Annotated in this window: 17 protein-coding genes; 12 read left to right on the top strand and 5 right to left on the bottom strand. The window is 56.4% G+C overall.

Annotated features, from left to right (window positions below):
- Window positions 1-61: 61 nt before the first annotated feature.
- The 7 genes from MWU60_RS16345 to urtE all read left to right on the top strand — a co-directional run bounded on the left by MWU60_RS16345 (window position 62) and on the right by urtE (window position 8333).
- The gene (locus tag MWU60_RS16345) at window positions 62-1741 is read left to right on the top strand and encodes an amidohydrolase family protein (RefSeq protein ID WP_247228447.1); all 1680 of its coding nucleotides are present in this window, start codon (window positions 62-64) and stop codon (window positions 1739-1741) included.
- Between the two features lie 306 nt (window positions 1742-2047).
- Window positions 2048-3328: an urea ABC transporter substrate-binding protein gene (gene urtA / locus MWU60_RS16340; RefSeq protein ID WP_247228446.1), complete on the top strand. Its 1281-nt coding sequence runs from the start codon at window positions 2048-2050 to the stop codon at window positions 3326-3328.
- A 66-nt stretch (window positions 3329-3394) separates the two neighbouring features.
- Window positions 3395-5338 (top strand): urea ABC transporter permease subunit UrtB, encoded by a 1944-nt coding sequence (gene urtB, locus MWU60_RS16335; RefSeq protein ID WP_247228445.1) that lies wholly within the window; start codon window positions 3395-3397, stop codon window positions 5336-5338.
- A gap of 96 nt (window positions 5339-5434) precedes the next feature.
- Window positions 5435-5707, top strand: a complete 273-nt coding sequence (locus MWU60_RS16330; protein ID WP_247228444.1) for a hypothetical protein — start codon at window positions 5435-5437, stop codon at window positions 5705-5707.
- Between the two features lie 25 nt (window positions 5708-5732).
- Window positions 5733-6899: an urea ABC transporter permease subunit UrtC gene (urtC, locus tag MWU60_RS16325; RefSeq protein ID WP_247228443.1), complete on the top strand. Its 1167-nt coding sequence runs from the start codon at window positions 5733-5735 to the stop codon at window positions 6897-6899.
- Window positions 6896-7645, top strand: a complete 750-nt coding sequence (urtD, locus tag MWU60_RS16320; protein ID WP_247228442.1) for an urea ABC transporter ATP-binding protein UrtD — start codon at window positions 6896-6898, stop codon at window positions 7643-7645. Before urtC ends, urtD begins: the two co-directional genes overlap by 4 nt.
- A complete protein-coding gene (gene urtE, locus MWU60_RS16315; protein ID WP_247228441.1) occupies window positions 7638-8333 on the top strand; it encodes an urea ABC transporter ATP-binding subunit UrtE in 696 nt (231 codons plus the stop codon). Before urtD ends, urtE begins: the two co-directional genes overlap by 8 nt.
- Before the next feature lie 9 nt (window positions 8334-8342).
- Here the strand turns inward: urtE and MWU60_RS16310 are convergent, their stop codons facing one another.
- From MWU60_RS16310 to MWU60_RS16290, 5 genes are read right to left on the bottom strand one after another with little or no spacing between them, the layout of a single operon-like run.
- Complete coding sequence (locus MWU60_RS16310; protein ID WP_247228440.1) at window positions 8343-9830, bottom strand: AMP-binding protein; 1488 nt, start codon at window positions 9828-9830, stop codon at window positions 8343-8345.
- Entirely contained in the window at window positions 9827-11230 is a 1404-nt protein-coding gene (locus MWU60_RS16305; RefSeq protein WP_247228439.1) for an aldehyde dehydrogenase family protein, read from the bottom strand. Before MWU60_RS16305 ends, MWU60_RS16310 begins: the two co-directional genes overlap by 4 nt.
- 56 nt (window positions 11231-11286) lie before the next feature.
- Entirely contained in the window at window positions 11287-12258 is a 972-nt protein-coding gene (locus MWU60_RS16300; protein WP_247228438.1) for a tripartite tricarboxylate transporter substrate binding protein, read from the bottom strand.
- Window positions 12259-12298: 40 nt separating this feature from the next.
- Window positions 12299-12763: a tripartite tricarboxylate transporter TctB family protein gene (locus tag MWU60_RS16295; protein WP_247228437.1), complete on the bottom strand. Its 465-nt coding sequence runs from the start codon at window positions 12761-12763 to the stop codon at window positions 12299-12301.
- Window positions 12760-14289: a tripartite tricarboxylate transporter permease gene (locus MWU60_RS16290; protein ID WP_247228436.1), complete on the bottom strand. Its 1530-nt coding sequence runs from the start codon at window positions 14287-14289 to the stop codon at window positions 12760-12762. The genes MWU60_RS16295 and MWU60_RS16290 overlap by 4 nt, the downstream gene beginning before the upstream one ends.
- A gap of 99 nt (window positions 14290-14388) precedes the next feature.
- Here MWU60_RS16290 and MWU60_RS16285 point away from each other — a divergent pair, with 99 nt between their 5' ends.
- The 5 genes from MWU60_RS16285 (at window position 14389) to MWU60_RS16265 (ending at window position 18871) form a co-directional block, all read left to right on the top strand.
- Complete coding sequence (locus MWU60_RS16285) at window positions 14389-15417, top strand: substrate-binding domain-containing protein (RefSeq protein WP_247228435.1); 1029 nt, start codon at window positions 14389-14391, stop codon at window positions 15415-15417.
- A gap of 314 nt (window positions 15418-15731) precedes the next feature.
- Window positions 15732-15887, top strand: coding sequence for a light-harvesting protein (locus MWU60_RS16280; protein WP_247228434.1), 156 nt, complete (start codon window positions 15732-15734; stop codon window positions 15885-15887).
- An 11-nt stretch (window positions 15888-15898) separates the two neighbouring features.
- Window positions 15899-16258 carry a light-harvesting protein gene (locus MWU60_RS16275; RefSeq protein WP_247228433.1) on the top strand — a complete coding sequence of 120 codons (360 nt, stop codon included), beginning with the start codon at window positions 15899-15901 and terminating at the stop codon, window positions 16256-16258.
- Between the two features lie 106 nt (window positions 16259-16364).
- On the top strand, window positions 16365-17804 hold the full coding sequence (locus tag MWU60_RS16270) for a PucC family protein (RefSeq protein ID WP_247228432.1): 1440 nt from the start codon (window positions 16365-16367) through the stop codon (window positions 17802-17804).
- Entirely contained in the window at window positions 17801-18871 is a 1071-nt protein-coding gene (locus MWU60_RS16265) for a PucR family transcriptional regulator (protein ID WP_247228431.1), read from the top strand. Before MWU60_RS16270 ends, MWU60_RS16265 begins: the two co-directional genes overlap by 4 nt.
- Window positions 18872-18989: the final 118 nt, after the last annotated feature.

Here is an 18989-nt window from a genome sequence, read left to right as displayed (position 1 = left end):
TTACATGATTGGCGGCCAGCCTTTAGGCTGATGTCATTTAATGAATGCATAGGAGACAGTCATGTTTTCTCGTCGATATTTTCTTCTTTCCTCCGTTGCCACATTTGGGCCCGCACTAGCCGGGTGCAGCCCCTTTGAGCCTGAGACGCCGCCACCAGAGAATCTGCCGCCGTTTAGTATCGACATTCATGCGCACATCTTTAATGCCACTGATATTCCGGTTCCGGGGTTCCTCAATCAGGTCTTCCTGCGGTCCCCTGAAAGCCCTGTCACTGGAAACTACGTCGTTGAGGCGTTGATACGGCTCCTGACAGATATTCTGCTGCTGGCGGTGAGTACGGCTGATGAAGAGCTTGGCCGCCTACCAAATGCTGGCGCGATCCCGCAGACAAACGAAAGAAATCTGCTGGATCAGGACAAGCGACTTGTCGCGGAAGGCATTCGCAATTTCGCGCAGGGCGAACAAAGCCTACGAGCCGTGCGCGATGACCGGGAGGCACGGGAGGATGCCCAGCTACTTGACGAGTTGGCCAATCTAGCAAATCGCGGGTTGCTTGCCCGGCGCAGCAGTCCGGACTTGGGTCAGGCCGTCGCCGAGGCGATTTTTGATGAGCCCACAAACCGCATCGCTGCGCTACGCGTCGCGGGTGGCGATTTTGATTTGGCTCAAAGCTTGCGTTGGGCCGCGCTTTTGACGCGTGACAGGCGTGACATCTTGGGTGAATTGATCCGGCTTTATGGTCCTCGCCAAGTCACCGAAGACGGAAAACCTATAGGTATTCAGGTCTTTTCGCCGTCATTGGTTGACTTCGATTATTGGTTCAAGAATCCACCGCAGGACAGATTTAGTAAGATAGCTGATCAGATCAATATCCTGTCCCGGCTTGCCCAGCTTGAACAACGTGCAGTCCTACTGAACTTTGCGCCGTTTTGTCCGTTGCGGGCTGCGGTTGACGGTATTGGTGTCCATCGGGTCATTCGTGACGCTGTTCTCAATAAGGGCTTCGTTGGCGTCAAAATGTATCCACCCATGGGCTTCAAACCCATCGGGAATGAGGAAACGACCGTGATGGGACATCGGTTTCAGGCAAGTGGTGCTGCGGTGGATCGCGAACTGCGGCGGATGTATGAGTGGTGTCAGGCTAATGGCGTGCCGATCAAATCGCATGGGAACAATTCACTGGCCGCCCAGGAATGTTCCGGCCAGAACGCTGCACCCGACCTTTGGGATCGCGTTCTGACCAACTACCCTGATCTGCGCGTGAATATCGCCCATTTCGGCGGATTTGAGGAGCAGACCGATCTAGATGACCAGAACGATCGTGCAGAATGTGCTGATGATCCTCCAACCTACGAAAAACGCGCTGCCGATCTGATAGCAGCGCATGAGAATGCGTATGTCGATCTGGGATATTGGACCGAAGTCGCCGGTCGCAACGCGCCGGGACAAGACGTGCTCGACAAGATCAATGCTCTCTTGGCTGATAATGAAAGGTTGGGACGGCGGATCATGTATGGCTCCGACTATACGATGATTGGACGAGAACGACAGCATGGTGCCTATTTGAACGACATCAAGACAGCGATTGGCAGTCTGAACGGGATAGATGAAAGTCAGATATTCTCAGCCAATGCCCAATCCTACTTGCAACTGAATGATCCTGAGAGCGGGACGCGCGAGCGGCTGCGGCGCTTCTTTCCGGAAGGTCACAAATATTTTGATCTTGTGGGCGAAATATAGGATCGCCCTATTGGTCCTTCAAATGCACACCAATCGGGCATTTGCATAAGAAATGCGCCATATTTTTCATCTCTGCAGTCTGTGGCCAAGCGTTGTGTGCGTTTGATCTGGCGCATTCTTGTGCAGTCGCGCCAAGTGACCCTGCCTAAAAAGGTATCAACGCCGCGCGGCGGGTCATCGTGCAAGATTCCCCCACCACGCGACTACAACATCACTGTTGCGGGTCCCGAATACATGATCGGCCCACCGTGAAAAGGAGCGCACGCGCCCCTTGAACGACCCGCACCGACAATGGGGACCTAACCTATGAACCTGAAGACCTCTGCTTTTGCATTGACTGCCTTGCTTGGCACAACTGCCATGGCTGCCGCTGAATGTGCCGACCCGATCAAAGTGGGTGTGCTGCACTCGCTGTCCGGCACGATGGCGATTTCCGAGACCACGCTGAAAGACACAATGGAGCTTTTGATCGAAAATCAAAATGCTGCCGGTGGTCTGTTAGGGTGCGAGATTGAAGCAGTCGTTGTTGACCCGGCCTCTGACTGGCCGCTCTTTGCCGAAAAGGCGCGCGAATTGCTGACCGTCAGCGAAGTTGATGTGATCTTCGGTAGCTGGACATCCGTCAGCCGGAAATCAGCCTTGCCAGTGCTGGAAGAGTTGAACGGCCTGATGTTCTATCCGGTGCAATATGAGGGCGAGGAAAGCTCGCGTAACGTGTTCTACACCGGTGCTGCCCCGAACCAGCAGGCCATTCCTGCGACAGATTACTTCCTTGAAGAACTCGGCGTTGAGAAATTCGCGTTGCTGGGCACCGACTATGTCTACCCGCGCACAACCAACAATATCCTTGAGGCCTATCTTCAGGACAACGGCATCCCTGCCGAAGACATCTTTGTGAACTATACGCCGTTTGGCCACTCTGACTGGGCGACCATCGTCGCTGATGTCGTAGCCCTTGGCGCTGATGGCAAGCAGGTTGGTGTGATTTCTACCATCAACGGTGATGCCAACATTGGTTTCTACAAGGAGCTGGCAGCTGCCGGTATTTCAGCTGATGACATTCCGGTTGTCGCCTTCTCTGTTGGTGAGGAAGAGCTGTCCGGTTTGGACACCTCTGACCTTGTCGGTCACCTCGCCGCTTGGAATTACTTCCAGTCGGCTGAGTCGGAGCTGAACGACGAGTGGGTTGCTGCATGGAAGGCCAAAATGGGCGAGGATCGTGTCACCAATGACCCGATGGAGGCGCATTTTATCGGCTTTAACATGTGGGTGAACGCGGTGACCGAAGCTGGCACGACTGACGTCGATGCGGTGCGCGAAGCGATGTACGGGCAGGAGTTTCCCAACCTGACGGGTGGTACAGCCGTGATGCTGCCAAACCACCACCTTGCCAAGCCGGTTTTGATTGGTGAAATCACCGCTGACGGTCAATTCGACATCATCAGCCAGACCGCGGAAGTTCCCGGTGACGCTTGGACAGACTATCTGCCAGAATCGGCCGTCCTAAAGTCTGATTGGCAGGAACTGGGCTGCGGTATGTACAACACCGAGACCGAGACCTGCGTGCAGCTGACCTCAAACTACTAAACCAGAAACGGCACGGGGCATTTGCGTCCCGTGCCATCCCTGCCAGAATGAACGGCTTCAATATCCATGTTTCGATTGCTTTCTCTGGCCCTTGTGCTGTGGCTGACTGTTCCTGCGGTTGCAGGCGCACAAACCCTCCAGGACATCCTGCAAACCCATCAAGATGAAGTCCTCAAGCCCGGCAGGCGAAGTGTCAGCGTGGTGCTGGATGATCTCGTCGCCAGTGGTCTGCCGCAAGCCCTGCCGTTTCTGGAAGCCTGGCGCGACCGCGAGATCGTGCAACGCGGCAGTGATGGGTTGTTTTTTCGCGCGGTCGAAGATGGCGATGTTATCACGCTGACCGACCTTGATACCGGCGATAGTTTTGCTGCTACTGATCCGGCTGATCTGACGGAGTCCCGCCCTAATGGCGGAGTGCGCCGCGCAATTGGCGACGCTTTGGTGCAGTTCCAACTGTCTGATCCTGATATCAGCAAACGTCAGGCTGCCGTCAATGCAATTGCGCGCAGCATGGACGCCAGCCAACTTGCGCCGCTGCAAGCCTCAATCGAAGCTGAACCGGATCCTGCGTTGAAAGAAACAAAGACCCGGCTGGCCGGTATGCTGGGTGCGCTGTTTGCAGATACACAAGACGCGCGCATCGACGCGATCACTGGTCTATCGGGTGATCTGTCGGTCGATGTACGGGCCGTGTTGAACCGAATTCTGTCGTCCTCATCACAAGTCGCAGCCGAGGTTCCGGCAGAGGCAAACGTGGCCCAAATCTTGATCGTCGGCACAGATATTACTACCGAAGAGGCCTATGCCCGGCTGGTGGCCAATGACCTCGCGCCGCCGCTAACAACGAACACGGATATCCGTGAAGCCTTGGTGGCTAATATCACTGGCGGCATGGTCGGTGATGTGCCGGTTGCCACGCTGGATACCGACGCCGCACGGCTATTGGCCTATGACGCGCTGGCGGCGGCGGGCACCTTGCCGCCGCGCGTGAAGGAACAAAACCGCGCCGATGCGATCAACGCCCACACGTTCTTTATCCAATATGATGAATCCGACGCCGCCATCACCGATGCCGCCGCAACAGCGCTGCGTGCGATTGAAACGAAAGTCGCGCTCAGTCAGGCGGCTGATCTGGGTCTGGACGCGCTATCACTGGCGTCAATCTACTTTCTTGCAGCCATCGGCCTTGCGATCACCTTTGGGGTGATGGGCGTCATCAACATGGCCCATGGTGAATTCATTATGATGGGGGCCTATACCGGGTTTGTCGTCCAGCAATTCGTGCCGGACTACACCCTGTCCATCATCATCGCGCTGCCGCTGGCCTTTGCGATCACCTTTGGCGCTGGTGTGTTGATGGAACGGACTGTCATTCGCCACCTCTACCACCGTCCGCTTGAAACGCTTTTGGCGACCTTCGGTATCTCTATCGCGCTTCAGCAACTGGCCAAGAATATCTTTGGCACGCAGGCCCGTCCGCTGACATCGCCCGAATGGCTGGATGGGGCGCTGGTCTTCAACGACGTCATCGCGATCAGCTATATTCGCATTGCGATCTTCGTGCTGGCGTTGCTGTTTTTGTGTCTGATCCTGTTCGTGCTCAAACGCACCCGCTTGGGTCTGGAAGTCCGCGCCGTGACGCAAAACCCCGGCATGGCGGCGTCGATGGGGATCAACCCCGACCGGATCAATATGCTGACCTTTGGGTTGGGGTCCGGCATCGCAGGCATCGCCGGGGTTGCGATTGGGCTCTACGCGAAGGTCACGTCAGAGATGGGTGCCGATTATATCGTGCAAAGCTTTATGACCGTTGTGGTTGGTGGTGTCGGCAACGTCTGGGGGACGCTGGCGGGCGCATCCCTGATCGGGTTCCTGCAAAAGGGGATCGAGTGGTTGAACCCCTCCAACACGCTGGCCGCACAGACCTATATGATCCTTTTCATCATCCTCTTCATTCAATTCCGGCCCAAGGGCATCGTCGCCCTCAAAGGCCGCGCGGCTGCCGACTAGGTTGGGAGAGTATAATGTTGACTAAATTAGTCAGAATTAATAGCCATTGCGATGCATCGGATACTAAACCGGTGCTTCACAGCAATGGAGAACGATATGAAAATCCTGATCACCGCTGCATTGGCCAGCCTCATGGCGCTACCGGCCTTTGCACAAGACGCTTGCCCGATGAGCTACGACGTGTTCGAGATCGGCGTACCACACACCGATATGGACGCATGCCCCGACAGCATGCAGGTCGAGAATGCCTTTTGCCGTCTGTCATTGGTGGCAGAGGTCGCAACGATCTTCGCATTTTCCGAAGAGACCGACTGCATCATCGCCAGCCAAGCTTACTTCGACGACCAATACGCGCTGACGATCAACTAACCCCCTCCTGTCAGGAGGACGCGACGTGACAGCCAGCTTTTTTGCCCGCCATCCGTCCGTGCTTTGGTTTCTCCTGTGCCTGAGCCTCTTCACGATCTTGGTCACCCTTCTATCCGAGGCCACCGGTGTTGGCCTGATCTCAACCTCCTTCGTCAAGACCTTGGGCAAGACGCTATGCCTGTGCCTTGTCGCCATCGCGATGGATGTGGTGTGGGGCTATTGCGGGATCCTGTCGTTGGGGCATTTCGCCTTCTTCGGGATCGGCGGCTACGCCATTGGCATGTGGCTGATGTATGCGCGCACTGAATTGATTGTGGTCGAAAGCCTGTCCAAACAAGTGATCCCGCCAACCCCGGCCGAGATATCAGACGCCATCGGTAACCAGATTTTCGGTGTCGTGGGCAGCGCAGAGTTTCCATGGATATGGGGTTTTGCGGATAGTCTGTTCCTGCAATTGCTGATGGTGGTTCTAGTTCCGGGTCTGCTGGCGATGGTCTTTGGCTGGCTTGCGTTCCGGTCGCGCGTGACAGGCGTGTATCTGTCGATCCTGACGCAGGCGATGACGCTGGCACTGGCGCTCTACCTGTTCCAAAATGATAGCGGTTTGCGCGGCAACAACGGTCTGTCAGGCCTGCAAAATATACCCGGATATCAAGACGTCAGCCAAGCGACTGTCTCTATCATCTTCTTCATCGCATCTGCTGTGGCACTGGGCGCAGGGTATGTCTTCTTTGCATGGATTGTATCAGGCAAGATGGGCAGCGTCGTTAAAGGCATTCGCGATAACGAAGCGCGGGTAAGGTTCTTGGGCTACCACGTTGAAAGCTACAAACTGTTCATTTTCACGGTAACAGCCGTTGTCGCAGGCATCGCAGGCGCGCTGTATTACCCCCAAGCGGGGATCATCAACCCCGGTGAAATCGCCCCCATCGCGTCCATCTATCTGGCGGTCTGGGTCGCCATCGGCGGGCGGGGTCGGCTTTATGGGGCTGTCATCGGGGCCGCGTTCGTTTCACTGCTCTCAAGCTGGTTCACCGGCGGTGGGGCACCGGACATCAATCTAGGTTTCTATGTGATCCAATGGACGGATTGGTGGCTGGTCCTGCTTGGCCTGTCCTTTGTTGCGGTCACGCTGTTTTTCCCCAAGGGTATCGGCGGCCTTTTTGACTATCTGGTGAGGAAGCCGTCATGAGCATGCTTCTCGAAGTCTCAGGCGTGACCGTCACCTTTGATGGGTTTCGGGCCATCAACAACCTGTCGATCAACTTTGCCCCGACCGAACTGCGGGCCATCATCGGGCCAAATGGGGCAGGCAAAACGACGTTTATGGATATTGTCACCGGCAAGACAAAGCCAGACGAAGGCACAGTCATTTGGGGAGACCGGAACATATCCTTGCTGGGCCTGTCCGAAAGCCAGATCGCCCGCGAAGGGATCGGGCGCAAGTTTCAAAAGCCAACGGTTTTTGAGGCGCAGACAGTGCGCCAGAACCTTGCGATGGCGCTGAAAACACCCCGTGGACCTTTTGCGGTCCTGATGCATAAGAAGACAAAATCCAACGGCGCCCGGATTGAGGCGGTGGCAGAGCAAATCGGTCTGTCCGATAGCCTGACCCGCATCGCGGGTGAACTGAGCCACGGACAAAAGCAATGGCTTGAGATCGGGATGTTGCTGGCGCAGGAACCGCGATTGATGCTGGTTGATGAACCTGCCGCGGGTATGACGCCGGAAGAACGCGAAAAGACCACGGATATCCTGAAAGAGGCCGCCAAAACCCGCGCGGTTGTTGTTGTTGAGCATGATATGGAGTTCGTGCGCAGGCTTGATTGCAAAGTCACCGTCTTGCACGAAGGGGCGGTGCTGGCCGAAGGCAGCCTTGATCACGTGACATCCAACCCCACGGTGATCGACGTTTATCTGGGGCGCGCCCATGCTTGATGTGCAGAACCTTGACCTGAAATATGGACAAAGCCAGATCCTGTTTGATATCTCACTGACCGCCGAAATTGGTCAGATCACCGCTGTTATGGGAAACAACGGTGTGGGCAAGACAAGCTTGCTCAAGGCCATCTCGGGGCGGCACATCATGGCGGGCGGTGTGGTGTCCATTGAGGGCGACCCGGTGCGATTGGCCTCGGCCTACCATGCGGCGCGCGTCGGGATCGCCTATGTGCCGCAAGGGCGCGAGGTGTTCCCGATGATGACGGTACTGGAAAACCTTGAAACCGGCTATGCCTGCCTGCCAAAGGCCGAACATGCGATCCCTGATCTGGTTTTTGATCTGTTTCCCGTGCTCAAAGAAATGCAATCGCGGCGCGGCGGCGATCTGTCTGGTGGTCAACAGCAGCAACTTGCCATCGCGCGGGCACTGATCACCCAGCCCAAGGTGTTGTTGCTGGACGAGCCGACAGAAGGGATCCAGCCCAACGTCATTCAGCAAATTGGCGATGCGCTGGGCACGCTGCGCGATCAAAACAAGATGGCCATCGTTCTGGTCGAGCAAAACGCCGATTTCGCCTATCGGACGGCGGACACGTTTACCGTGATTGAGCAGGGGCGAGTGAAGCGCAGTGCTGCCAAGGCGTCTTATAGCAAAGAGGACTTGATGGCCGATCTGGCGCTTTGACAGTTACCGTCAGATCAGAGCGGCCAGTTTAAGCCTTTGTATTTTCCCAGACGGGCCCTTGGGTAATTCGTCCAAAAAGTGGATCGCGTCCGGTGACTTGAACGCACCAAGGTGTTTTTGGCATAGGGCGATCAGCATCGCTTCTGACAGGTTCGATCCGGGTTTGACCGCGACTGCCGCCTCAACAGTTTCGCCATAGCTTTTGCAGGGCCGCGCAAAGGCGGCGGCTTCGATGATGTCGGGTTCTGAATAGAGGATTTCATCAATTTCACGCGGGGCGATGTTTTCGCCCCCCTTGATGATCAGTTCCTTCAATCGGCCGGTCACGAAAACATAGCCGTCTTCGTCAAGGTGCCCCAAATCCCCGGTGCGCAGCCAGTCCCCGGCGAAGGTCTTTGCCGTTGCGTCCGGGTTGTGCAGGTATTCGACCATCACATTGGGACCCCGGACTGCAATCTCGCCCTCTTGCATGCGCGGCGCTTGTGTCAGGTCAGATGTCAGGATGCAGACCTCGTTGCCGTAGCTGATGCCGGGCGACCCAATCTTGCGCACGCCGGGCGGGAGCGGGTTCGAGAGGATTTGTGCCGCGGTTTCCGTCAGCCCCATCGTTTCTACTATTGGCACGTTAAAGCGTTCTTCAAAGGCTGACTGCGTTTCAACGGCAAGAGCCGATGAGGCAGACCGTCCGAACCTAAGGCGCTGGCAGACATCGGGGCTTGGGTTGGTTTCATTGTGCAGCAAATGGCTGATGATTGTTGGCACGACCGAGAACCACGTCACCTTTGCGCTCTGTGCCTGATCCCAGAATTTGCTGGCCGAGAATTTGGCCGTCATGGCAAGCGACCCACCCGACACCAGCGCGCCCATCAATGTCACGCAAAGTCCGTTGATGTGATAGATTGGCAGAACGCAAAAGCCGCGGTCTTGCGGCGACAATTCATGCGCGATTGCCGTCGTCCACCCGCCCGCCAAAAGGCTGGCGTGGCTGTGCACGACGCCTTTGGGTTGGCCGGTGGTCCCGGAGGTGTACATCAAAAGCGCGTGCTGGTTTGCGTCGAAATCCGGAATTTCTGCGCGTTCTTTCAGCATTTCATCAGCGATAATCGTCAGGCGCTTGGGCGCGACTTCTGCGATGGCGTCCCGTTGGCTGTCATGGACAAAGGCTAAGCGGGCCCCGCTATGGTCCAGCGCATAAGAAATCGCACCAGGCCCAGCCGCCAGATTGATCATTGTCGCGCGAAAGCCGCCGTAGAGCGCGGCATAAAGCGCAATAACGCCCGACCGGCCATTTGGGTGAACAATAGCGATGCTTTCGCCCTGCGCGATGCCAAGGCCAACCAGACCCTGCGCCATGTCGCGCGCCCTGTCGCGCAATGCGCGCCAGCTTAGCGTTTCATTCGTTTCCGGAAACACGATGGCGATGTCATCGCTGCTCGCGCGGGCGTCCAGCCAGTCTCGCACGGTGCCCTTGGGCGGTGCCGCTTTTTGAAAGATCATTTCCCGGCCTCGCTCCAATAATCGCCAAAGATATCTTCGACGGCCGGTTCGTTTGGTGGGATTTCACGGACAATCTTGGTTGTCTGCATGAAATGCCGCCAGTGCAGGTTGGTATCAATGGAGTTCCCGCCCCACGACCCGCATCCCATCGACAGCGAAAACGGCATGCCATTGGTGAAGGATCCGCCGGTCGCGAAAGTATGCGCCTGATTCACGATGACACGACTGGTCGGGATCGCCTGGGCGAGGATCATGGGGCGATCTGTGGTTTGCGTGTGCAGGCCGACAGAGTGTCCGGCGCCCTGATACATCTCAATCTCATGGGTGATGCGGACGGCATCCTCAAAGTCTTTTGCGCGGTAGACGGTCAGCACACGACTAAGCTTTTCCCCTGACAGCGGGTGGTCTGGGCCGATGCCTGACGTTTCAACAGCGAGGTAGGAGGTGTTGGCAGGCACTTCGCCGGTGAGTCCCAAAGCCGAGATCATCCGGTCGGCATCTTGCGCAATCGCTTGCGGGTTCAGATGGCCCTTCACCCAAAGCTTAGACGTCACTTTTGTTTCGTCAGTGATCAATGCGCCGCCTGTGCGGGCCATCTGGTCGGTGAATGCGTCATAGACTGCGTCCACGATGACCACTGCGTTTTCGGATGAACAGGAGGTCGCGTTGTCAAATGTCTTGGAGGCTTTGATCTTTTCAGCCGCCGCAGCCAAATCAGCGGTTTCATCAACGATCACGGCGACATTGCCAGCCCCCACAGCCAGCGCGGGCGTACCAGAGGTATAGGCCCGTTTGACGTTATTCTGACTGCCTGTGACGACGATGAGGTCCGCAATTTCCAGCAAGCGCTGCGTCTTCTCTTTTGATCCGCGTCCGGGGATCATCTGCACCAGATCGTGGTCGATGCCCAGCTTGTCGAATTCCGCATGGATGTAGCCCAACAGGGCTTCACAGGTTGGGACGCCTTTCGGCGAAGGCGACACGACAATCGCATTGCCACACTTAAGTGCGTTGATGATGTTGTTGGCAGGGGTCGCACCGGGGTTTGTCGATGGGACCACCGCGCCGATGACGCCAATAGGACGGGCAATTTCGGTAATGCCGGTTGCCGGGTCATCGCTGATGACGCCATAGGTCTGTGCCTCTTTGATGTCGCGCATCAGACCAAGCGTCTTGCGATGGTTCTTTGTAATCTTGTCGGGCACATTGCCCAGCCCGGTTGTTTCGACCGCCAATTCGGCCAGATGGCGATTGCGGGCGGGTTCCATGATCGCCCAAGCTGCGGCCTGTGCCGCGCGGTCATAGGCCTGTTGTGATCCATCACGCTCAAAGGCGCTTTGTGCCGTGCGCGCACGGGCAACGATGGCTTCGACCTCGGCGATGGGATCAGCGGTGTTCATGGGATTGTTCCTGTTTGGGATGCGCAACACCCTATGCCGGGTGCTGCGCGTTTTGTTTAAAGACCGGCCAGAAGCTCTTCGAGCGTTTCCTGACGTGCGGCCCACATTTCAAGCACTTCGTCGCGTGTCATGATCTGCATGGGCGAGCCGCCCGCAGCCATACGGCTTTGCACACGGCTATTTTCGAACATGGCAGGCACGGTTGCTGCCAGCTTGTCGATGATCGGCTGTGGTGTGCCCTTCGGCACCATCACACCGCGGAAGTTCACAGACGCGTTGTCGATATCAAAACCCTGCTCCACCATCGTGGGAACATCCGGCAGGAACTCTGTGTTACGTTCCAGATCGAAAACACCGAGGATTTTCACGTTACCCGCAGCCTGTGCACGGAAAGCATCAGACAGGTTGTTCACGCCACCCAGAACCTCACCCGCGATCACAGCGCGCATAGCACCTGCGCCGCCTGCGTTGTTGGGGATGTAGGCCAGTTTCACGCCTGCTGCTTTTTCAAGCTGCAAGGCGGCGATGTGATGCCCCACAAACAGACCAGCGCCCGAGAACGTCAGACCACCGGGGTTTTCGTTGGCGTAGTTCACGACGTCTTCCATCGAGTTGAACGCACTGTCAGCGCCCACGACGAACACAGCCGGGTCTGCACCCCAGTTCGCGATGGGTTCAAAGCTGTCAGTAGAGTAGGAAACCCCACCTTCGATTGATTGGGCAACAAAGTGCGGAATGTTATAAGCACCCAGCGTATAGCCATCCGCCTCTGCCTCGGTTGCTAACCAGTTCCAGCCGACGCGACCACCCGCGCCGGGACGGTTCACGATAGCGATGGGCATTCCCAACGCGTCCTCATTTCCGGCGGTCATCGTCACAATGCGCGCCTGAAAGTCAGTCGCACCGCCTGCACCATAGCTGACCATCATCATGATGGGCCTTTCAGGATAGTCGCCATGACCGTCGGCATAAGCCTGTCCCGTCATTGCGGCCAAGGCCAGCGCGGCCCCTGCAATCCAATTTTTCATAAGTCATCCTCCCTAGGGTTAAGTCTGCCGCCTTTGCGGTTCAGAAAAAGATCTCTCGCGGTGTGAAGACATTCAGCAGTAGCGCGAAAAGACCGTACATGACCGCCATGAACCCGGCGGTAATCAATATCCGTTTGACCCAGCTTTTCATTTCTGAATGCGGGGCCGGATCGTAAAGTGAGAGCAACGCAAAAAACGCGATGGCCGTTGCGGTGTAGAACCCAAGCGCCTTGGCCGCCCAATAAACATAGATGATCGCAACGACCAAACCGGGCAGCATGTTGCGCATCGCCTCACCGCTGATCCCGTTGCCGACTTTGGTACGCCCCAGAATAGCTTTCACGAAGGTCCAGATTGCCAACACGGCAAAGACAGATGAGATCAGGCGTGGAAAAATGAACGCATCCGCAGGCTCTTGCGTAAAGCTGATGTAGGCGATGCTGACCCCGATTGCCGCGATCAGGCCGGAGGCGATGATGTGCTGGTTGCGTGGCAGATCGGTCATGACAACGCCTCTTCTTTGGCGACCGCATCGTCTTTGGTGGTGTAGCGGCGCGACATGATTTCCATCCAGATCGAGTAGCTGATCGAGGCCAGAACGATCAGGATCAGGAACCAGTTCAGCCAGCCTGTGAAGAAGTATGTGCCTGTGCCGACAGTGGCATTTGCAATCATGGACCCTTGGATAAAGTTCGCCTCTGCGATGGGTCCAAGGATCAGGCCCAAAACCAGCGGTGCTGCGGAAAAGCCGAACCGCTCAAGGAAGTACATGGCCAGACCAAGTGTCGCCATCACATAAACATCACCCATCGAGTTCTGGACCGAGTAGCTGCCAAAGACCGCCAGCCCCAGCACAATCGCGGCCATCACTGCATGTGGCACCCGCGCGACATTTGCAGCAAAGCCTGCGATGTAGAGGCCGAAGATGCACATCAGAATTTGACCGATCAACATTGAGTCGATGAAGGTCCACGCCACCTGCGGGTAATTCATGAACAGGTCAGGACCGGGGAAGATACCGTGGATCAAAAGCCCGCCCAAAAGAACCGCCGCCGTGGGTGAACCGGGGATCGAGAGCGTCAGAAGCGGCACCAGCGATGGACCCACCATCGCGTTGTTGGCGCTTTCCGCTGCAATCACGCCTTCGCTGTGGCCAGTGCCGAATTTTTCGCTTTCTTTGCTAAATTTCTTTGATTGGTCATAGGCCACAAGCCCGGCGATCTGCCCGCCGACACCGGGGATCAACCCGATGATGGACCCCGTCACAGTGCCGATTGTCAGGGCCATCTTCCGCTTGAATACTTCCACAAAGGCAAGGCGGATTGGATGCTTTTGGACGCTGATAATCTCAGCGTCATCACTGGACCGGCCTTTGGTGAACATCGTGATGACCTGCGGGATCGCAAACAGGCCGATGAGTGCGGGAATGACGTTGATCCCGCCGCTGACCGCCGGATGAAAGATAAAGCGCTGGGCGCCCATGATGTCATCAAAGCCAATCGTCGCAAGCCAAAGCCCGATGCAGCCCGACAGCAAACCCTTCACGACTGAACTGGAATCGAGTGTTCCAATCACTGTCACACCCAGAATAGCCAACCAAAACAGGTGTGACGGGCCAAAGGCAAGCGCCCATTGCGCCAGAACAGGTGTCAGGAAGATCAAAAGGAGCACACCAAACACCCCGCCCACGGCTGAGGAAATAAAGGACAGTTGCAATGCCTTTGCCCCTTCGCCCTTCGTTGCCATGGCATGTCCATCAAGGGTGGTCGCGATGTTGGCCGGGGCGCCGGGGATCTTAAGCAAGATCGCACTGACCGCCCCGCCAGCAACAGTCGATGTATAGGCCGCCCCAAGCAGGATCAGGCCCTGCTGTGGCTCCAGCTGGAAGGTGAACGGAATCAACAACGCCACCGCCATTGTGGGCGAAAGTCCCGGTGTCGCACCCAAGATCAGACCACCGATTGTCCCCAACAACAGCAATCCGAAATTGATCGGGGTGAACACGTCACCCATGTAGTACAGGAACTCCATCGTGCCCAACTCCTCCCAAACTTAGGCTTGACCATTTACGCTAAGCGATGAAAATAGTTTTGCAAATGTTTTCATAAATTAGCTGATTTGGTGCGTTAAGTGACTGCAAATAAGTCGAAAAAAGCGGATATCATCACTGTCGCAAAGGCTGCGCGGGTGTCGCCCTCCACGGTGTCACGGTACTTCAACCATCCAGAATTGCTGAAATCCGCAACCCGGAAAAGGATTGATTCCGCGGTTCGTCGCACCGGCTACATTCGCAACAGAGCCGCACAAACCATCCACGGCATCCGCTCTGGCACGATTGGCGTTTTGATCCCGACACTGGATCACGCGATCTTTGCGGAGGTCGTGCAGGCCTTCTCGGATGCGGTCGCAGCGCAGGGCTTTACGATCCTTTTGGCCTCGCACGGGTATGACCTGCAACGCGAGTATGCCATTTTGCGCAAGTTTCTGGAACACCGCGTTGATGGCGTTGTATTGACGGGGCTGGACCATGATGAGGCCGTGTTTCAGTTGCTCGACAGTCAGGAAATACCCTGTGTCTTGATGTGGAACTATGCCGCCGGGTCCCGTTATCCGTCGATTGGTGCGGACAATGAACAGGCTGGCAGATTGATTGCAGAGCATGTCTTGTCGCTGGGTCATCGGCAGATTGCGTGCATGTTTCCCCCGACCAACGGGAATGACCGCGCACTCGCCAGACGCGAGATTGTGCTGACGACGCTAAGATCAGCTGGGGTTACAGTTCGGGATGAATGGATGCTGACGACCCGCTACAGCATTTCGGATTCAAAGGAAGATGCGAAGCGTCTGTTTTGCCAAACGAACCGGCCCTCAGCATTGATTTGCGGGAATGATATTCTGGCAACCGGTGCCCTATACGGGGCGACGGCAAGTGGTCTGATCGTTCCGTCAGATGTGACTGTGGTAGGTATCGGTGATTTCAAAGGATCGTCCGAGATTGAACCCGCACTGACGACCGTCAGGCTGCCCGCAAGGCGGATTGGGCATGAAGCAGGGCAAGCGTTGGTGACAGCCATCATTGATCCGGTATCGGGGGCAGGTGGCAGCCTTCACTGTGCGCCAGAGTTCATCGGCAGGCAATCCAGCGCGCCACCTGCCTAGCCTCTACAGTGCTTGGTCGAATCCTTGGAAAACTTGCACAATTTGGCCAGCGGAATGACGCCGGGTTCCGGTTTTCCAAGCCAAATTCAGTAATATCTGATGTAATCTAACGCTTTGGTAACCCGCGAAAAATGTAGGTTTTGGCATCGCCATCAAGGTGTAAACTATCTCTGACAGTTGATTTTGTCAGTATTTGGTGACACATTCGGCCTGTGTCTGCGTCAAATTGACGCGATACTCAGAGGCTCAAGTTGACCGCGAAAGATCTCGGTCATCCCCGCTTCTTAATGAATAAATGAAGGAGGATTTCGGAGATGTCCGATGATGAAGACAAGGTTTGGCCAACCGGCTTGAACCTCAGAGAAGCTGAAGAAGTACACAGCTATCTCATCGACGGCACGCGCGTATTTGGGGCAATCGCTTTGATTGCTCACCTGCTCGTGGCGGTTTCAACACCGTGGCTGGGATAAGGAGGTAGGTTATGAACAATGCAAAAATGTGGCTTGTTGTCCCTCCTGCTGTTGGGGTTCCCGTATTCCTAGGCGCAGTTGCCCTTGGATCTTTTGCTGTCCACGTTGCAGTGGTGAGCAATACATCCTGGGTCGCTGATTTCTTGTCTGGTCAACCACTTGGAACAGGTGACGCACAGATGTCAGCCGCAATGGTTGTGCCTGAAATGGACACGGCCAAGGCTGCTTATGTCATAGATTCAAGCGAAACAGGGCGTGTCGTGACGGTCATCTTGCAAGATGGCACGGTCACCCAGGCCATTTTGCAAACGGATGAAGTGCTCGCCTCCGCATCAGCGGGACAGGCACCACCGTTGATTGTTGACAACTAGTTGCGCGCATCCTGGGTGCCGCTAGGGCCCCAACGCTCAGCTCAGTAAAAACCGGTGGATGCCCGTGCGTGTGGGCATCCACGGGGCGCTTGACTTGGGAATACCAATGCCAAAACTTCGTGACATCGCTTTGCGCCGTCTTGCGTCGTTGACGCCAAAATATCTGCCGTTCGCAGATGTGGCGACGGATGACGTGCCTTTGTCGCGGTTGCTGCGACTGTCGCTTTTTCAAGTCACGGTCGGCATGGCTTTGGTGCTGCTGATCGGCACATTGAACCGGGTCATGATCGTCGAGCTTTCTGTCCCCGCAACCCTTGTCGCCGGGATGTTGGCGCTCCCGCTCATATTTGCGCCATTTCGCACGCTGATCGGCTTTAAGTCTGACACCCATCGCTCGGCGTTGGGCTGGCGGCGTGCGCCCTATATTTGGAAGGGCACACTTTATCAGTTTGGCGGCTTCGCGATCATGCCATTCGCGCTGCTCGTTTTGTCCGGCTATGGTGAAGCGATCGACGCCCCGCGTTGGATCGGCCTTTCCGCCGCCGCACTAGCGTTTCTGTTGGTGGGTGCTGGTGTTCATATGGTGCAGACCGTCGGTCTGGCGCTGGCGACCGATCTGGTGAAGGATGAAGACCATCCAAAGGTCGTAGGTCTTATGTATGTCATGCTATTGGTGGGCATGGTGATCAGCGCGATTGTCTATGGTGCGCTGCTGACGAACTATACGCCCGGAAGATTGATTCAGGTCATCCAAGGTTCTGCGGTCGTGACCGTCGCGCTGAACCTCACGGCTTTGTGGAAACAGGAAGCGCGCGACCGGACCCGCGCCCGCGAGATGGAAACCGCAAAACACGAGCGGTTTTCTGTTGCGTGGCGCGCACTGACAAATCGGCCCGGCGCAAAGCCTCTTTTGGTATTGATTGGTTTGGGGACCTTCGGGTTTGGCATGGCTGACGTGCTTTTGGAACCTTACGGCGGACAGACGCTTGGGTTCTCGGTGGCGCAGACCACATTGCTGACAGCGATCTTCGCCGCAGGGACGTTGATCGGTTTTGCAATCGCATCAAAGGCACTTTCAGCCGGTAGCGCGCCGCTTCAACTGGCAGCAATGGGCGCGGCGGTGGGCATTCCGGGCTTTCTGGCGATTATCCTGTCCTCTGTGGCTTTGGGGCCGGCGCTCTTTGTTGCAGGAACCTTGTTCGTTGGACTTGGGGCCGGCCTTTTCGGGCACGCAACGCTGACAGCGACCATAACAGATGCGCCGGCGGGACGGGTCGGTCTGTCAATTGGGGCATGGGGTGCTGTGCAAGCAACCTGTGCCGGTACCGGTGTCCTGCTTGCGGGCATTGTCAGAGATGTGCTTGTCGGGCTTTCGCCTGCAACGGGACTGAGTGCCCAAACGCCTTATAATATCGTATTCGGTATTGAGATTGCCTTCTTGGTCGCGACCGTTGCGGTGGCCCTGCCAATGCTGATGAAGAGCGGCAGACGTCCGAAAGCGAAACGCGAACCGGTGCCGCAAAACAACCCAGTGGAGGTTTCATGACACAAGTCATTACGCGATATTTCGACAGCGCCGATCAAGCGCGCAAAGCGAAATACGAACTGGTTCAGATCAATCGGCTCTCAACGCGCATCGTTGATGTGTACGATGACGCCAGCGGCCTTGTTGAGAACCTTGTCGCCAAGAGTGTGTCCGAAGCAACCGCGCGCGCATATCAGGACCGGATGGCCAGTGGCGGCGTCGTCATGCTTGTGCGCGCTGGCTATAAGCCGCTGCGCGTCGCGCAGATCACGCGCGACGTCACGGCCAAGCATAGTGCGGCAAATCTCGGGTCACTGACCGAGGAAGTCTATGTCAAAGACGAACCACGGCTTGGCAAAAGCATCCTGGCGGATCACCCGCATATGCTGACAGTGCACCGAGAGCCGGGAACAACCAACTTCCATATGGCTGACTGGCCGATCCCGCTGATCAGTCGGCGCAAACCCGGCGCAAATTCTCTGTCGTCGCGAAGGTTTCATCTGACAGAATTTGCCGTACCGCTGATTGATCGTCGCGAACCGTTTTCGGCGTCAATCTTTCCGCGCCATGCCCGGATGGCTGATTTCCCTATCCCATTAATCAGTCGTCGGACGCCTTTTACCGGTTCGATTTTCCCGCGCCACGCCCGTATGGCGAACTTTCCGATCCCGTTAATCAGCCGTCGCAAGCCATTCAACAGATCCTTGATACCGCGTCATGGCCGTATGGCGACCGTCCCGTTCCCTTTGCTCATCAATGGGAAGACGGGAACAAATGCCCTTATGCCGGGTGGGCCCCGCATGGCGAATTTTCCGATTTCGCTGCTCAGCAAACGCAAACCATTCACAGGTTCAATCTTCCCGCGCCACGCCCGCATGGCGAGCTTTCCCATTGGACTGACCAGTCGGCGCAAGCCATTCAATGGTTCGATCATCCCACGACACGGCCGTATGGCAAATCTGTTCCTGCCACTGGTCATTCGCCGCTCAGGTGAAGCATCCAAAAAGGGTGGCAACGGTTTTTCTTTTTCAAAGATGATAGGTCTGCCAACTCTGACGCGAAGACAAAGTGCGGGACGCAAGGACTGAAAACAGCGCTAACTGCGTTTTCTGTGTGGCTGGAATGCAAGCATCAACTGCGGCTCTTGCCACCATACTGACTCCAAAGCCTTGCCATATTACTGCTGCCTGCTACCCATGACATAAG

It is taken from the genome of Yoonia sp. F2084L, from assembly GCF_023015625.1.
Taxonomy (GTDB): domain Bacteria; phylum Pseudomonadota; class Alphaproteobacteria; order Rhodobacterales; family Rhodobacteraceae; genus Yoonia.
The sequence above is the reverse complement of the archived record's forward strand: the minus strand, read 5'-3'. Positions and strand labels throughout refer to the sequence as shown.

What these genes read in the sequence shown, in the direction of transcription:
- MWU60_RS16345 (WP_247228447.1), top strand. Translation starts at nt 62, where the DNA reads ATGTTTTCTCGTCGATATTTTCTTCTTTCCTCCGTTGCCACATTTGGG.
- urtD (WP_247228442.1), top strand. Translation starts at nt 6,896, where the DNA reads ATGAGCATGCTTCTCGAAGTCTCAGGCGTGACCGTCACCTTTGATGGG.
- urtA (WP_247228446.1), top strand. Translation starts at nt 2,048, where the DNA reads ATGAACCTGAAGACCTCTGCTTTTGCATTGACTGCCTTGCTTGGCACA.
- MWU60_RS16305 (WP_247228439.1), bottom strand. Translation starts at nt 11,230, where the DNA reads ATGAACACCGCTGATCCCATCGCCGAGGTCGAAGCCATCGTTGCCCGT.
- urtE (WP_247228441.1), top strand. Translation starts at nt 7,638, where the DNA reads ATGCTTGATGTGCAGAACCTTGACCTGAAATATGGACAAAGCCAGATC.
- MWU60_RS16270 (WP_247228432.1), top strand. Translation starts at nt 16,365, where the DNA reads ATGCCAAAACTTCGTGACATCGCTTTGCGCCGTCTTGCGTCGTTGACG.
- MWU60_RS16275 (WP_247228433.1), top strand. Translation starts at nt 15,899, where the DNA reads ATGAACAATGCAAAAATGTGGCTTGTTGTCCCTCCTGCTGTTGGGGTT.
- MWU60_RS16265 (WP_247228431.1), top strand. Translation starts at nt 17,801, where the DNA reads ATGACACAAGTCATTACGCGATATTTCGACAGCGCCGATCAAGCGCGC.
- urtB (WP_247228445.1), top strand. Translation starts at nt 3,395, where the DNA reads ATGTTTCGATTGCTTTCTCTGGCCCTTGTGCTGTGGCTGACTGTTCCT.
- MWU60_RS16280 (WP_247228434.1), top strand. Translation starts at nt 15,732, where the DNA reads ATGTCCGATGATGAAGACAAGGTTTGGCCAACCGGCTTGAACCTCAGA.
- MWU60_RS16290 (WP_247228436.1), bottom strand. Translation starts at nt 14,289, where the DNA reads ATGGAGTTCCTGTACTACATGGGTGACGTGTTCACCCCGATCAATTTC.
- MWU60_RS16330 (WP_247228444.1), top strand. Translation starts at nt 5,435, where the DNA reads ATGAAAATCCTGATCACCGCTGCATTGGCCAGCCTCATGGCGCTACCG.
- MWU60_RS16310 (WP_247228440.1), bottom strand. Translation starts at nt 9,830, where the DNA reads ATGATCTTTCAAAAAGCGGCACCGCCCAAGGGCACCGTGCGAGACTGG.
- MWU60_RS16295 (WP_247228437.1), bottom strand. Translation starts at nt 12,763, where the DNA reads ATGACCGATCTGCCACGCAACCAGCACATCATCGCCTCCGGCCTGATC.
- MWU60_RS16300 (WP_247228438.1), bottom strand. Translation starts at nt 12,258, where the DNA reads ATGAAAAATTGGATTGCAGGGGCCGCGCTGGCCTTGGCCGCAATGACG.